The organism is Pseudomonas sp. PS1(2021) (assembly GCF_020405165.1).
GTDB lineage: Bacteria > Pseudomonadota > Gammaproteobacteria > Pseudomonadales > Pseudomonadaceae > Pseudomonas > Pseudomonas aeruginosa.
This window is the reverse complement of record NZ_CP084484.1, coordinates 4,174,254-4,187,500: the sequence shown is the minus strand read 5'-3', so window position 1 is coordinate 4,187,500 and position 13,247 is coordinate 4,174,254. Positions and strand designations below refer to the sequence as shown.

Below are 13,247 nucleotides of genomic sequence, written 5' to 3'. Positions count from 1 at the left end.
AACACCCACGCCGAAAGACCAAGGGTTCCTGCGCAACGTTAATCGACGCAGGGTTAGTCGGTTCCTAAGGCGAGGCTGAAAAGCGTAGTCGATGGGAAACAGGTTAATATTCCTGTACTTCTGGTTACTGCGATGGAGGGACGGAGAAGGCTAGGCCAGCTTGGCGTTGGTTGTCCAAGTTTAAGGTGGTAGGCTGAAATCTTAGGTAAATCCGGGGTTTCAAGGCCGAGAGCTGATGACGAGTCGTCTTTTAGATGACGAAGTGGTTGATGCCATGCTTCCAAGAAAAGCTTCTAAGCTTCAGGTAACCAGGAACCGTACCCCAAACCGACACAGGTGGTCGGGTAGAGAATACCAAGGCGCTTGAGAGAACTCGGGTGAAGGAACTAGGCAAAATGGCACCGTAACTTCGGGAGAAGGTGCGCCGGCTAGGTGAAGGATTTACTCCGTAAGCTCTGGCTGGTCGAAGATACCAGGCCGCTGCGACTGTTTATTAAAAACACAGCACTCTGCAAACACGAAAGTGGACGTATAGGGTGTGACGCCTGCCCGGTGCCGGAAGGTTAATTGATGGGGTTAGCGCAAGCGAAGCTCTTGATCGAAGCCCCGGTAAACGGCGGCCGTAACTATAACGGTCCTAAGGTAGCGAAATTCCTTGTCGGGTAAGTTCCGACCTGCACGAATGGCGTAACGATGGCGGCGCTGTCTCCACCCGAGACTCAGTGAAATTGAAATCGCTGTGAAGATGCAGTGTATCCGCGGCTGAACGGAAAGACCCCGTGAACCTTTACTGTAGCTTTGCACTGGACTTTGAGCCTGCTTGTGTAGGATAGGTGGGAGGCTTTGAAGCGTGGACGCCAGTTCGCGTGGAGCCATCCTTGAAATACCACCCTGGCATGCTTGAGGTTCTAACTCTGGTCCGTAATCCGGATCGAGGACAGTGTATGGTGGGCAGTTTGACTGGGGCGGTCTCCTCCTAAAGAGTAACGGAGGAGTACGAAGGTGCGCTCAGACCGGTCGGAAATCGGTCGCAGAGTATAAAGGCAAAAGCGCGCTTGACTGCGAGACAGACACGTCGAGCAGGTACGAAAATAGGTCTTAGTGATCCGGTGGTTCTGTATGGAAGGGCCATCGCTCAACGGATAAAAGGTACTCCGGGGATAACAGGCTGATACCGCCCAAGAGTTCATATCGACGGCGGTGTTTGGCACCTCGATGTCGGCTCATCACATCCTGGGGCTGAAGCCGGTCCCAAGGGTATGGCTGTTCGCCATTTAAAGTGGTACGCGAGCTGGGTTTAGAACGTCGTGAGACAGTTCGGTCCCTATCTGCCGTGGACGTTTGAGATTTGAGAGGGGCTGCTCCTAGTACGAGAGGACCGGAGTGGACGAACCTCTGGTGTTCCGGTTGTCACGCCAGTGGCATTGCCGGGTAGCTATGTTCGGAAAAGATAACCGCTGAAAGCATCTAAGCGGGAAACTTGCCTCAAGATGAGATCTCACTGGGAACTTGATTCCCTGAAGGGCCGTCGAAGACTACGACGTTGATAGGCTGGGTGTGTAAGCGTTGTGAGGCGTTGAGCTAACCAGTACTAATTGCCCGTGAGGCTTGACCATATAACACCCAAACAATCTGACGATTGTGTGTTGTAAGGTGAAGTCGACGAACCGAAAGTTCGCATGAACCGCAAACACCTTGAAATCACATACCTGAATCCGGATAGACGTAAGCCCAAGCGAACGGATATCCAACCGAATTGCTTGACGATCATAGAGCGTTGGAACCACCTGATCCCTTCCCGAACTCAGAAGTGAAACGACGCATCGCCGATGGTAGTGTGGGGTCTCCCCATGTGAGAGTAGGTCATCGTCAAGCTCCTATCCCAAAACCCCTGGTCAGCGATGACCGGGGGTTTTGCTTTTGCGCGCGGAAAAAGGCGTGCTTCCTGTTCACCTTGCCGAAACCCTCCTGGCATGTCCTCTTTCGCGTCTAGCGTAGCGAGAGTCCGGGGGGGGCCGCATGGCGCTGGCGCTCTTGCGTTCGCCGTACCGATCCCGATCCGCGAGTTAGAGCCTCGCTTCGAGGAGAAAGACGAAAGGTGGCTTCCGATGAAGGGAATCGCTTGATTTACTGTATGAATAAACAGTATCTTGAGCGCTCCCCCCTTCGTGGCCATCCCTGTTGGCCATCCCAAGGCAGCTCGTCTCTCGAGCTGCCTTTTTCTTTGTCTCAATGGAAATCCCGGCTGCGGACGTCCAGGCCGGTGAGTAGAGGGGTCAGGTCATGCAGGCGCCCTGCGATGACGTGGCGCACCTCGCCGGAGGACTCCAGGATGCCCTCCACCTGCAGCAGCCGGGACTCGAGGAATGGCCGCCTCTGCCGTTCGGCGAGGTCGTGCCGGACCACCACGTTGAGCATGCCGAACTCGTCCTCCAGGGTGATGAAGGTAATGCCGCTGGCGGTCTGTGGGCGCTGCCGGCCGACCACCAGGCCGGCGACCCGTATCGGTCGTCCATGTCCCAGTTTCGCCAGTTCGCGGGAGTCGCGGCAGCGGCAGGCCTTGAGCTGTCCACGCAAGAGTTTCAGCGGATGCGGGCCGAGGGTGGTGCCGAGGAGAGCGTAATCGCTCAGCAGTTCCTCGCCGCGCGAAGGCAGCGGCAGGCTGACCGTGGTTTCTTCGATGACGGTCCCTTCGGCGAACAGTGGCAATTGCGGCTCGACGCTGGCGACGGCCCAGCGCGCCTTGTGCCGGTGTCCGGCGAGACCGCGCAGGGCGCCGGCATCGGCCAGCAACTCCAGGGCCCGGGCGTCGAGCCTGGCGCGTCGGCCGAGATCGTGCACGTCGAGGAACGGCTGGGCCTCCCGGACCTGCTCGATACGCCTGGCATCCTCCTCGCGAAAGCCTCGGATCATCCGCAGGCCGAGGCGTATGGCCGGTTGCGCCTGGCCGAACGGCTCCAGGCTGCAATCCCAACCGCTGTGGCGGACATCCACCGGGCGTGTCTGCAGGGTGTGGCGGCGGGCGTCCTGGAGCAACTGGTCGGGGCTGTAGAAGCCCATCGGCCAACTGTTGATCAAGGCGCAGGCGAAGGCCGCCGGCTCGTGACGTTTCAGCCAACTGCTGGCGTAGGTGAGCAGGGCGAAGCTGGCGGCGTGGGATTCAGGGAAACCGTAGCTGCCGAAGCCTTTGATCTGCTCGAAGATGCGCGCTGCGAAGTCGGCCTCGTAGCCCTTGGCGAGCATGCCCCGGGTCAGCCGCTCGCGGTGGTGTTCCAGGCCGCCATGACGCTTCCAGGCGGCCATCGAACGACGCAGTTCGTCCGCCTCGCCCGGCGTGTAGTCGGCGGCGACGATCGCCAGTTCCATGACCTGTTCCTGGAACAACGGGACGCCCAGGGTACGTTCGAAGACCTTCTCCAGTTCGGCCGATGGATAGGCCACCGGCTCTTCACCGTTTCGCCGGCGCAGGTAAGGATGCACCATGTCGCCCTGGATCGGCCCCGGCCGGACGATGGCGACCTGGATCACCAGGTCGTAGAACTTCTGCGGGCGCAGGCGTGGCAGCATGGCCATCTGTGCGCGCGATTCGATCTGGAACACACCGATGGTATCGGCGCGGCTGATCATTTCGTAGGTGGCCGGGTCTTCGCTCGGGATACTGGCGATGCTCAACCGCTTGCCGCCGCGCAGCGCGTGGATCAGGTCGAAGCTGCGGCGCAGGGCGCTGAGCATGCCCAGGGCGAGGACGTCGACCTTGAGCAGGCCGACCGCGTCGAGATCGTCCTTGTCCCACTGGATCACCGTGCGCTCGGCCATGCTGGCATTCTCCACCGGGACCAGGGTGTCCAATGGCTGTTCGGAGATGACGAAGCCGCCGGGGTGCTGCGAGAGGTGGCGCGGAAAACCGATCAACTCGTCGGTCAGGGCCAGCACCCGGCGCAGGATCGGACTCTGCGGATCGAAGCCGGCCTCTTCCAGGCGTTCGGCGCTGGGGGCCTGGTCGCTCCAGCGGCCGCAGCAGTTGGCCAGGACGTCGACCTGCTCGGGCGGCAGACCCAGGGCCTTGGCTACGTCGCGCACCGCGCCGGCGCCGTGGTAGGTGCTGACCACCGCGGTCAGCGCCGCGCGCTGGCGTCCGTAGCGTGTGAAAACGTACTGGATGACCTCCTCGCGGCGCTCGTGCTCGAAATCCACGTCGATGTCCGGTGGTTCGTTGCGCTCGCGGGAAAGGAAGCGCTCGAACAGCAGGTTGGTCCGGTCCGGGTCCAACTCGGTGATGCCGAGGGCGAAGCACACTGCCGAGTTGGCCGCCGAGCCGCGGCCCTGGCAAAGGATTTTCCGGCCCCGGGCGAAGGCGACGATGTCCTGCACGGTGAGGAAATAGCTTTCATAGCCCAGTTCGGCGATCAGCTCGAGTTCTCTCTCGATCTGCTTGCGGACCTTGGCGCTCGCGCCGTTCGGCCAGCGCCTGGCGATGCCCTGTTCGGTGAGATGGCGGAGCCATGACGCCGGGTCGTGTCCGGCCGGTACCAATTCGCGTGGGTACTGGTATTTCAGCTGTTCCAGATCGAACCGGCAGCGTTCGGCGATCTTCAGGGTTTCCGCCAGCAGGGCTTGCGGGTAGATCCCCTGCAGGGCCTCCAGGGTACGCAGGTGGCGTTCCCCGTTGGGGAAGAGATAGGCGCCGGCCTCGCTGACCGGCAGATGGTTGCGGATCGCTGTCATGCAGTCCTGCAGGGCTCGCCTGCCGCGGGCGTGCATGTGGACGTCGCCGCAGGCCACGGGCGGTAGCCGGAGATGCGAGGCGAGCGCGAGCAGTTTGTCCAGGCGGGCATCGTCATCGGCGCCGCGATGCAACTCGACGCCCAGCCAAAGGCGCTGGGGGAAGCGTTCGCGGAGCCAGGCAGCCTGCTCGTCCCCATGGTCGTTCGGCAACCAGATCGCCAACAGGCCGGCGAGCGGCTGTTGCAGATCTTCGCGCAGCAGCCGGTAGTGGCCCTTGTCGGCTTGTCGCCGGCCGCGGGTGATGAGGCGACAGAGGTTCTGGTAGCCCTCCAGGTCCTCCGCCAGGAGGACCAGCTTGGGCCCCTGTTCGAGGCGGATTTCGCTGCCGACGATCAGTTGTACCTGATGCTCCCGCGCCGCCTGCCAGGCCCGCACGATACCGGCCAGGCTGCATTCGTCGGTGATCGCCAGGGCCCGATAGCCCAGGCGTGCTGCACGGGCGAAGAGTTCCGCGGCGCTGGAGGCGCCGCGCTGGAAACTGAAGTTGGACAGGCAATGCAGTTCGGCGTAGGCGCTCATGCGAACCAGCCATGCAGCCACAGCGGCCCTTCGCTGCCGACCTCGCGATAGACCCAGGCACGTTGTCCGCTGCGGGTTTCCACCAGGTAATAGTCGCGGCGGATGTCTTCGCCATCCCACCAGCCCGACTCGATCCGCTCCGGGCCGGCCAGCACGGTGGGCAAGGCCTCGCCGAGGGGGCGTGGCTCCGCCAGCAGCCAGCCGGGGCGGAGGCCGCAGGCTGCCGGCGATTGCGCCCTGTCGCAGCTGTGCGGCCGCCAGCTTCGCTCCGGACGGTGTTCGGCGACGGCGCTCAGGCCCTGTACCGCCTCGTCGCCCAGCCGCGCGCGCAGGCGTTCCCGCAACTGTTCCCAGCCGAGATACTGCTGTGGGCGCTCGTCGAACAGTTCGCGGTGCTGCGGCGTGAAAGGAGGCAGCTCGCGGGCCTCCAGGCGCACGGCATGCACGGGGGCGGGCAGTTGCAGCTGTTCGAGACGGCCGCGGGTCAGTTCGAAGAGCATGGCCGCCTCGCGTTCGGCGCTGAGCAGGCCGACCGTGACCTGGCTGTCGGCGCGCCCGTGATGTTCCAGGTGCAGGGTGAAGCGCTGCACGCCGCTGTCGCGTCCGGCGAGAAAGGCGGCGAGATCGGCGCTCAGCCGTCGCAGGGGGAAGAGCAGGGCCTGGTGCGATTCCACGTCGAAATTGAGTTCGATGCGCAGGTCGAAGGTGTCCGGCGGCCGGTAGTGCTCCAGCGCCAGTGGGCTGCGGCCGCAGAGGCGGTCGATGTGCAACAGCAGTTCGGCTGGGAAGCGACGGGCCAGGGCGGCGCGCGGCAACTCGAGGACCTGGCGCAGATGGCGCAGTCCCATGCGTCCGAGGGCGACGGCCAGCTCCCGCGAGAGTCCCAGGCGGTCCAGCGGAAGGGCGGACAACTGGCGTTGCAGCGCTGTCTCGTCCTCGATGGCCAGGCCGTCGTGGCTGTTCGCCAGGACCCTCGCCGCCACCGGGTTCGGCGCCAGGCACAGGCGATGGCGGAAGCCCAGCGCCGTGAGTTCCTTGCGCAAGCGGGCCTCGAAGCGTGGCCAGGGGCCGAACAGGGCAAGGCTGGACTGCACTTCCAGCAGCAGCGCACGCGGATAGTGCAGGCTGACCTGCGAGCTGAAACCGTAGGCCCAGGCGGCGAGGAAGGCCTGCCAGCGCTCCACGGCGGCGAGGTCGTATTCCGCCGTGGCGAAGTCCCGGCTCAGGGCCTGGGCGGCGATCAGCGATTGACCGGGCTTCAGGCCGAGCGCGCGTGCCGCAGGGTTGACCGCCTGCAACTGCCGGCGCTGCGCTGGGCCGCCGAGCAGCGCCAGCGGTGCGTCGGGATTGCTCCGTTGACGCAGCGCGCTGTCCATGGCCAGTTGCGGCAGGAGAATGCAAGCCCAGAGCATGGCCGCCTCATTGCCAGGCGCTGGCCGGCAGGGCGGTCGCCGGCGCGAGGCCGCCCCGGCACTTGAGGATGCGCAGGCGTGGGGGGCGGGTTTCGATGCACAGGCGTAGCGCTGCCGGCGAAGGATTGACCGCTTCGCGCAGGGGGCGATAGGCGAAACCCAGGGCCTGACCGCTTTCGGCGGCGACCTGGAGGCGGCGCAGGGCGCGGTCGTCGGCCTGCTGCGGCCAGCACAGCACTGCGGCGCAACTGCCCGAGCGCAGGCACTGTTCGGCAGCCCACAAGGCGTCGCGTCCGCTGGCCTGCAGCAGGACCAGGTGGCGCAGGTCGACCGCGGCGGCCAGCCAGGCCTGCGGATAAGGTACGTAGGGGGCGCCGACCAGGACGACACGACGTTGCGCCTGGGTCAGGCGAGCGAGGGTCGGCATCAGTAGTTGCAGTTCGCCGACACCGTCGCGGGCATGGAGGATTTCGCTCAGGGCATGCTCCGGCCAACCGCCGCCGGGCAGCAGTGCGTCCAGGCGCGCATGCCCGGTGGGCAGGGAAGCGCCGGCCGGTACGGCGGACTGGCCTTTCCAGATCCTACGCGCGTCGAGCAGCGCACTCAGCGCTATGCCATTGCCTCGTCCGGCGACGGCTGCGGGTGGGGTGATGTCGGCTACGGATGAAAGGGAGGCCAAGGAAATAACTCGAATGCTGTATGTAAATACAGTATTTGCTGTAGTCCTTTTCTGGTCAATGGCAGTCGGTCGGCATCCTTTCATGTGACACTGAGATTCAATAACGAATATAATTGAGAATCGTTATTGATCCTGGGCGCGCTATGTCGGCCCAGTGCGTTCCGTCCCTCGAAAGGAATTCCCCTATGGATACCCTGGCCCCTGAATCCACTCGGCAAAACCTGCGTTCGCAACGCCTCAACCTGCTGACCAACGAGCCGCACCAGCGCCTGGAGAGCCTGGTGAAAAGCAAGGAACCCTTCGCCAGCCGGGACAATTTCGCCCGCTTCGTCGCCGCCCAGTACCTCTTCCAGCATGACCTGGAGCCGCTTTATCGCAACGAAGCGCTGGCCCGCCTGTTCCCCGGCCTGGCTTCCCGCGCCCGCGACGACGCCGCTCGTGCAGACCTGGCGGACCTCGGCCATCCGGTGCCGGAGGGCGACCAGAGCGTGCGCGAGGCCGACCTGAGCCTGGCCGAGGCACTGGGCTGGCTGTTCGTTTCCGAAGGTTCGAAGCTGGGCGCTGCGTTCCTGTTCAAGAAAGCCGCCGCGCTCGAACTCGACGAGAACTTCGGCGCCCGCCATCTGGCCGAACCGGAAGGCGGCCGCGCGCAAGGCTGGAAGAGCTTCGTGGCGATCCTCGACGGCATCGAGCTGAACGAGGAAGAAGAGCGCCTGGCCGCCAAGGGCGCCAGCGATGCCTTCAATCGTTTCGGCGACCTGCTGGAGCGTACCTTCGCCTGAGGGGCGTTCCTTGTCCTTTGATCGGCGGCCAACCTCGCCGACGACGATTGCCCCGGCCTGGTTGCCGGGGTTTTTTGTCTTGCGCCGCCGGCCAGGAACGCGGACCTGCGGAAGCCCTTAGCGAGGCGGCCGCTGCGCTTCCACTGAGTTGCCGAACGAGGTGCCCAGGCGAATGCGCGTCGCCGATTGGTTGTACAGGCCGAGCTGGTTTGGCGGACGCCGGACGATGGCGGCGGAATCCAGCTCCTGTTCGCGGCGGGCCCTGGCCGCGCTGTCAGGATCGGCCATCTGCTGGCTCAGGCATTCATAGGACAAAGCCTGGTAGCCGTTGACCTCGGTGTTGATGCAGTTCGCCGGCGGCGTCGGCTCGTCGGCCAGGGTGGCGTTCATGGCCAGGCCCAGGATCAGGGCCGGCAGAACCTGCGATGAACGGTGCATGGCGATTCTCCCGCGCTGGGATGGTGGTTTCCCGCTTATACGGCAATCGGTGAAAACATGTCACCGCAGGTACCGTCACACCACAGTCACACAGTGCCATCAGGATGTCCCTCCTGGGTGATGGCCATCTGGCCTGAACCGGGTAGTTCGGACTGGAATCCGTTGATGTCGATCCTCGGGGTGGCAAGGTCGTGCGCAGTGTCGTTGCTCGGTCTCGGCATGCTGCTGCCGGCGTCCGGCGCCGTGCCGGGCGATGGCGGCAGGCCGCCGTTGCGCCTGGCGGTGCACGCGTTCGATATTCCTCCGCAGAGCCTGGCATCGGCGCTGGTGACCTACAGCGGGGTGACGGGAATGGCGGTTCTGGTGGATGGCGAGCTGGCCCGTGGACGGCGCTCGGCCCGCTTGCAGGGGCGCTTCACCGCCAGCGACGCCCTGACCCGACTGCTCGGCGGAACCGGCCTGATGGCGCGCTACACCAGCCAGGAAGCGTTCACCCTGCTGCCGGCGCAGGCCGTCAGGAACGCTGCGCCGCTACCGGCAGAGATGCCGAAGGTCGAGCAGCCGCTGGATCGCCGCTACGCGGGAGCGGTCCAGGCGGCGCTGGAAGAACAGTTGTGCCGCTCGCCGCGCACTCGTCCGGGTACCTATCGCGCGGTGCTGCAACTCTGGATCGGTCGCTTCGGCGAGGTTCGCCACAGTCGCCTGCTCGGTTCGACCGGCGACCCGCAGCGGGACAGCGCCCTGGTGGAAAGCCTGCGCGGCGTGCGGGTGATGCAGGCGACGCCCGCTACGCTGGCCCAGCCGCTGACCATCCTGTTGCTGCCGAAGACGACGGGCAAGGCCATGGAATGCAAGCTGACGGAGGGAGTGGGAGGGTCATGAGCGATTCGCGGCAAAGCGCGATGGTGAAGCTGTTCCTCGCCTCCTACGACGACTTCAAGGCGCGCCTGAAACGGCGCCTGGGCTCCGAGGACCTGGCGTGCGACGTGCTGCACGAAACCTACCTGAGAGTCGACCGGCTGGATGATGCCCTGGAGGTCAAGAAGCCCCAGGCCTACCTGTTCCGCATTGCCCTGAACATTGCCGCCGACCGCCGCGAGGGCGACGCCCGCCTGCTCACCGGGGAGGAGGTGGCGGAACTGTTGCAGGTGGCCGACGAAGGCCTCGACCCGGAGCGTATCGTCGGCGGTCACGCCGAGATCCGTCGCCTGCTGGAGGCGCTCTGCGAACTGCCGGCGCGGCGTCGGCAGATTCTCATCGCCTCGCGCCTGGAAGAGACGCCGCATGCGGAAATCTCCCGTCGCTTCGGCATTTCCACCCGCACCGTGGAGAAGGAACTCAAGGCCGCCCTGTGGTTCTGCGCGGAGCGCCTGGAAAGAAAAGTCATCCAGAGGTTCGGTCCCGGGGCCGGAAAACCGTCATAAGCATAAGCAGGTGGAAAACCGCCGCCATATCCCTCCCATGAGCCATTCCGGTGTCCGTACAGCACAGTCATGACAGCCTCAGACTCCGCCGCCGATGAAACCGGCGACCTTCGCCCCGAAGCGCACGCCTGGGTGATCAGCCTGACCTCCGGACGCGTCACCCAGGGCGACGCGCGGGCCTTCCGCCAGTGGTGTGCGCGCAGCCCGCAACACCTGCGAGCGTTCGTCGAGGCGCGCGATCTCTGGCAGGCACTCGGCAGTGCCGCCGCTCTGCCGCTGGAGTCGCCGGCCGTGGCGCAGATCGCGCCGAGGCGTTTCGGTCGTCGCTGGTTCGTCGGCGGTGCGCTGGCCGCCTCGGTGGCGTTGTTCGTCTTGCGCCCGTCGCTGCTCGACCATGGCCTGGGCGGCGCCGACTACGTCACGGCGGTCGGCGAGCAACGCCAGGTGCAGGTGAGCGGCGAGACGCGGATCGAGATGAACACCCGCACCCGCCTGAACGTGCGGCGCAATCAAGAGCAGCAGGAAACCATCGAACTGCTCGGCGGCGAGGCCGAGATCATCGCCAGCCACCCGCCGCAGAGCAGCCTGCGGGTGATGGCCGGGAGCGCCTGGCTGAGCGCCAGCCGGGCCCGCTTCAATGTGCGCAGCAGCGGTGACGTCTGCGTGGTGACCTGCCTGGAGGGCAGCGTGCGGCTCGAACACCTCGGCCAGCGCCTGGACCTCCAGGCCGGCCAGCAGCTGACCTTCGACGAGCGACGCAACGGTCCGCCGGTGCCTTTCGACGTTGCCGAGGTGATGGCCTGGCGCGAGCGCATGCTGGTGTTCAACGACGTACCGTTGGCCACGGTGATCGACGAAATCAACCGCTACCGTCCCGGCATGCTCCTGCTGCTGGACAAGGCCCTTGGCCGACGTCGGGTCCAGGCCCGTTTCAGCCTCGATCAACTGGCCGACGTGGCGACCCTGATCCGCGATGCCTATGGCATCGAGGTCACCCGCCTGCCGGGCGGGGTGGTGCTGCTCGGCTGAGCCACCGCTTCATTGCAGGGCCACCACCCGTCGATAGCGCTCCACGCCGTTGCGGGTGACCCGCGCCAGGCTGATCTCCAGTCCGCTGGCGCGGACTTTGCTGCGTGCCGGCAGGCGCGCCCAGCCTTTTCCCGGCACCCAGGCACGGATCTCGAACCGACTCACGTCGTCCAGCACAGCCACCCGCTCCGCCAGCGGCGGCAACGGCAGGCGGTCGCCGCTGGGCGAGGCGGCGCGGTAGAGGACCTTGCCCTGTCGCCACCAGCGCACGCGCTGCAGCGGCGCGCCTGGCTCGGTACTGGCGCGGACGATGTCCAGGCGCAATGGGATCTCGCTCAGGCGCTTCAGTGCGAGTCCGGGCGGCAGGCTGTCGCCGGCCCGGATCGGCTCGTCGCCGCTGGGCAGGCCGGTCTCCTCCCGGATGGCGCTGTGCAGGGCGATGTCGCGCTCCAGTTGGTTCAGCGCGCGCAGTAGCGCGGCGCCCTGCTCGGTGCTGTCCTCCAGGTGCGCGCTGGCCCGGGCGATGCTGTCCAGGCCGCGCCAGGCCATCAGGCTGACGATGGCCATGAGCATGATCGCGACCATCACCTCGATCAGGGTGAAGCCGGTTTGCCGGCGCCGCGTCGTCGCGCGTTCAGCGTACCCGGACATGGCCGTTCGCCTCGCGCAGCACGGTGACGCTGTGTTGGCCGTCGGAGAGCGTTATCCGCAACGGCGCGCCGATCCATTCGGCGTCCAGCAACACCGGTCGCGGCGGGCGCACGCTGACCCGCAGCGGCGCGGCCTGCCAGTCGCGCGCGCGCAATTCGGTGTCGGCGGCGAAGGCGTCGGTCTTGCCGCGATAGGCCTGCGGGCTGAAGCGATAGCCCTTGGCGCTGGGCTGCCAGAGGATCGGCGTACCGCGTACCCGCGCTTCGCCCTGGGCTATTTCCAGCAACCGCGCCAGGCGCGCGGCATCCTGGCGCAGCAGGCCCGTCGGGTCGGGGCGGGCGCTCAGGCTGATGGCCGCCGTGGCGATGCCGACGATTACCAGCACCACCATCAGTTCGATCAGGGTGAAACCGCCTTGCCGGGGTCGCCTCACCGGATGCCGCTCCGCGAAGAGAGAGGTTTCCAGAGTGCCCGACGAAGATGATCGGCGTGTGAAACATAACGGAGAGAATTCCGCGCTAGGCTGGTGCCGGGGCGCCGTTCGTGGCGCCCGTCGCCCATACGCCAGGAGAGCCCGCCATGCCGGCCATGCCCCGTATCGATCCGCCCCGCCTGGTCCAGTTCGCCGCCGTGCTGGCGATCCTCGCCGGCCTGCTGTTCTGGGGCTATCTGTTGCTGGCGCCGATTCCCGGCGTGGTCCAGGCCGAGGTCGCCGACGTTCCGCCGCCCAGCGGCGAGGACGCCGCTCAACGCTGGTTCGCGGCGCCTTCCGGTGAGGTAGAGGTGCAACTGGCGGGATTGATCAGCGGTGGTCCCGCGGCGATCGCCATCCTCTCGGTGAACGGCGCGCCGGCCCAGGCCTATCGCGAGGGCGAGGTCCTGGCACGTGCGGCGAAGGTGCGGCGGATCGAGGCCGACGCGGTGCTCATCGAGCAGAACGGCGAGGTTCGCCGGGTGGCCATGCAGCGGCTCGCCGAACCGCCGCCGCTGGCTACCCTCAAGCGCGGTTGAGATCACCGGGAGCGGCTCAGCAGGGTGTTCAGGCGCGCCAGCGGCACCGCCTGTTCGCGCTGCGTGCGCACACGGATTTCCACCCACAGTAGCGCGGGGTCGTCGGTGGCCTCGACGCGTTGTTCGCAGTACAACCGCAGGCGGCCCTGGGAGCATTCGAAATCGCTGTTTCCCGGAGCCGCGCCGACGCCCAGGCGTAGCTCGGCGAGCCGGCTCTCCGCTGCCAGCAGGGCCAGCGACTTGTCGCGCAACAGACCATTGCCGTCGGTCATCAGGCCCACCGCGCGGATCGCCGCGGCCAGGGCGATGGCGACGATGGCCAGCGCGACCAGCACTTCGATCAGGGTGAAACCGCGGGAAGACAGGCGCGTGGACATCGCGGAAAGGTCGGCGAAAGGGGACTTCCAGGCTAGCCGGGAAATCTGACCGATCCCTGACAAAAGCTCGGGAGGGCGCCCCCGCGAGCCATCCCCGGCGCCTGCCGGAAAGCCCGGCTCCAGGGCCTTGCGGGCGCCTC

12 protein-coding genes and 2 rRNA genes (1 of these 14 only partly in view) are annotated in these 13,247 nt (G+C 65.9%); 7 read left to right on the top strand and 7 right to left on the bottom strand.

What is annotated here, in order from left to right:
* Both LE197_RS20110 and rrf read left to right on the top strand, forming a co-directional pair.
* A 23S ribosomal RNA gene (locus tag LE197_RS20110) occupies positions 1 to 1,616 on the top strand (it extends 1,268 nt beyond the left edge of the window).
* Positions 1,617 to 1,759: 143 nt separating this feature from the next.
* Positions 1,760 to 1,875, top strand: a 5S ribosomal RNA gene (gene rrf, locus LE197_RS20105).
* Between the two features lie 354 nt (positions 1,876 to 2,229).
* Here rrf and dnaE2 read toward each other — a convergent pair.
* Genes dnaE2 through imuA form a run of 3 tightly spaced genes read right to left on the bottom strand, consistent with a single transcriptional unit; the run spans position 2,230 to position 7,329 of the window.
* Positions 2,230 to 5,325, bottom strand: a complete 3,096-nt coding sequence (gene dnaE2, locus LE197_RS20100; protein ID WP_073666691.1) for an error-prone DNA polymerase — start codon at positions 5,323 to 5,325, stop codon at positions 2,230 to 2,232.
* Positions 5,301 to 6,716: a Y-family DNA polymerase gene (locus LE197_RS20095; RefSeq protein WP_003116540.1), complete on the bottom strand. Its 1,416-nt coding sequence runs from the start codon at positions 6,714 to 6,716 to the stop codon at positions 5,301 to 5,303. The genes dnaE2 and LE197_RS20095 overlap by 25 nt, the downstream gene beginning before the upstream one ends.
* Positions 6,717 to 6,723: 7 nt before the next feature.
* Positions 6,724 to 7,329 (bottom strand): translesion DNA synthesis-associated protein ImuA, encoded by a 606-nt coding sequence (imuA, locus tag LE197_RS20090; RefSeq protein WP_031627677.1) that lies wholly within the window; start codon positions 7,327 to 7,329, stop codon positions 6,724 to 6,726.
* A 251-nt stretch (positions 7,330 to 7,580) separates the two neighbouring features.
* On the opposite strand from imuA, the gene pigA reads away from it, so the two are divergent.
* The gene (pigA, locus tag LE197_RS20085; RefSeq protein ID WP_003085321.1) at positions 7,581 to 8,177 is read left to right on the top strand and encodes a biliverdin-producing heme oxygenase PigA; all 597 of its coding nucleotides are present in this window, start codon (positions 7,581 to 7,583) and stop codon (positions 8,175 to 8,177) included.
* A 117-nt stretch (positions 8,178 to 8,294) separates the two neighbouring features.
* Here the strand turns inward: pigA and LE197_RS20080 are convergent, their stop codons facing one another.
* Positions 8,295 to 8,615 carry a hypothetical protein gene (locus LE197_RS20080; protein ID WP_003116538.1) on the bottom strand — a complete coding sequence of 107 codons (321 nt, stop codon included), beginning with the start codon at positions 8,613 to 8,615 and terminating at the stop codon, positions 8,295 to 8,297.
* Between the two features lie 165 nt (positions 8,616 to 8,780).
* On the opposite strand from LE197_RS20080, the gene vreA reads away from it, so the two are divergent.
* From vreA to vreR, 3 genes are all read left to right on the top strand, one after another.
* Positions 8,781 to 9,497 (top strand): TonB-dependent outer membrane receptor VreA, encoded by a 717-nt coding sequence (gene vreA, locus LE197_RS20075; protein WP_003120815.1) that lies wholly within the window; start codon positions 8,781 to 8,783, stop codon positions 9,495 to 9,497.
* Positions 9,494 to 10,039 (top strand): RNA polymerase sigma factor VreI, encoded by a 546-nt coding sequence (gene vreI / locus LE197_RS20070; protein WP_003085329.1) that lies wholly within the window; start codon positions 9,494 to 9,496, stop codon positions 10,037 to 10,039. The genes vreA and vreI overlap by 4 nt, the downstream gene beginning before the upstream one ends.
* 69 nt (positions 10,040 to 10,108) lie before the next feature.
* Positions 10,109 to 11,068 carry an anti-sigma factor VreR gene (gene vreR / locus LE197_RS20065; protein ID WP_023093655.1) on the top strand — a complete coding sequence of 320 codons (960 nt, stop codon included), beginning with the start codon at positions 10,109 to 10,111 and terminating at the stop codon, positions 11,066 to 11,068.
* Positions 11,069 to 11,077: 9 nt separating this feature from the next.
* On the opposite strand, the gene LE197_RS20060 is transcribed toward vreR, so the two are convergent.
* Both LE197_RS20060 and gspH read right to left on the bottom strand, forming a co-directional pair.
* Positions 11,078 to 11,719, bottom strand: coding sequence for a type II secretion system protein J (locus tag LE197_RS20060; protein WP_023093654.1), 642 nt, complete (start codon positions 11,717 to 11,719; stop codon positions 11,078 to 11,080).
* The gene (gspH, locus tag LE197_RS20055) at positions 11,703 to 12,152 is read right to left on the bottom strand and encodes a type II secretion system minor pseudopilin GspH (RefSeq protein WP_003106853.1); all 450 of its coding nucleotides are present in this window, start codon (positions 12,150 to 12,152) and stop codon (positions 11,703 to 11,705) included. Before gspH ends, LE197_RS20060 begins: the two co-directional genes overlap by 17 nt.
* A gap of 146 nt (positions 12,153 to 12,298) precedes the next feature.
* On the opposite strand from gspH, the gene LE197_RS20050 reads away from it, so the two are divergent.
* A complete protein-coding gene (locus LE197_RS20050; RefSeq protein ID WP_004366502.1) occupies positions 12,299 to 12,730 on the top strand; it encodes a type II secretion system protein N in 432 nt (143 codons plus the stop codon).
* Positions 12,731 to 12,732: 2 nt separating this feature from the next.
* Here the strand turns inward: LE197_RS20050 and gspI are convergent, their stop codons facing one another.
* The gene (gene gspI / locus LE197_RS20045) at positions 12,733 to 13,107 is read right to left on the bottom strand and encodes a type II secretion system minor pseudopilin GspI (protein ID WP_003085347.1); all 375 of its coding nucleotides are present in this window, start codon (positions 13,105 to 13,107) and stop codon (positions 12,733 to 12,735) included.
* Between the last annotated feature and the right edge of the window lie 140 nt (positions 13,108 to 13,247).

What these genes read in the sequence shown, in the direction of transcription:
- LE197_RS20095 (WP_003116540.1), bottom strand. Translation starts at nt 6,716, where the DNA reads ATGCTCTGGGCTTGCATTCTCCTGCCGCAACTGGCCATGGACAGCGCG.
- pigA (WP_003085321.1), top strand. Translation starts at nt 7,581, where the DNA reads ATGGATACCCTGGCCCCTGAATCCACTCGGCAAAACCTGCGTTCGCAA.
- LE197_RS20080 (WP_003116538.1), bottom strand. Translation starts at nt 8,615, where the DNA reads ATGCACCGTTCATCGCAGGTTCTGCCGGCCCTGATCCTGGGCCTGGCC.
- vreA (WP_003120815.1), top strand. Translation starts at nt 8,781, where the DNA reads ATGTCGATCCTCGGGGTGGCAAGGTCGTGCGCAGTGTCGTTGCTCGGT.
- vreI (WP_003085329.1), top strand. Translation starts at nt 9,494, where the DNA reads ATGAGCGATTCGCGGCAAAGCGCGATGGTGAAGCTGTTCCTCGCCTCC.
- vreR (WP_023093655.1), top strand. Translation starts at nt 10,109, where the DNA reads ATGACAGCCTCAGACTCCGCCGCCGATGAAACCGGCGACCTTCGCCCC.
- LE197_RS20060 (WP_023093654.1), bottom strand. Translation starts at nt 11,719, where the DNA reads ATGTCCGGGTACGCTGAACGCGCGACGACGCGGCGCCGGCAAACCGGC.
- LE197_RS20050 (WP_004366502.1), top strand. Translation starts at nt 12,299, where the DNA reads ATGCCGGCCATGCCCCGTATCGATCCGCCCCGCCTGGTCCAGTTCGCC.
- gspI (WP_003085347.1), bottom strand. Translation starts at nt 13,107, where the DNA reads ATGTCCACGCGCCTGTCTTCCCGCGGTTTCACCCTGATCGAAGTGCTG.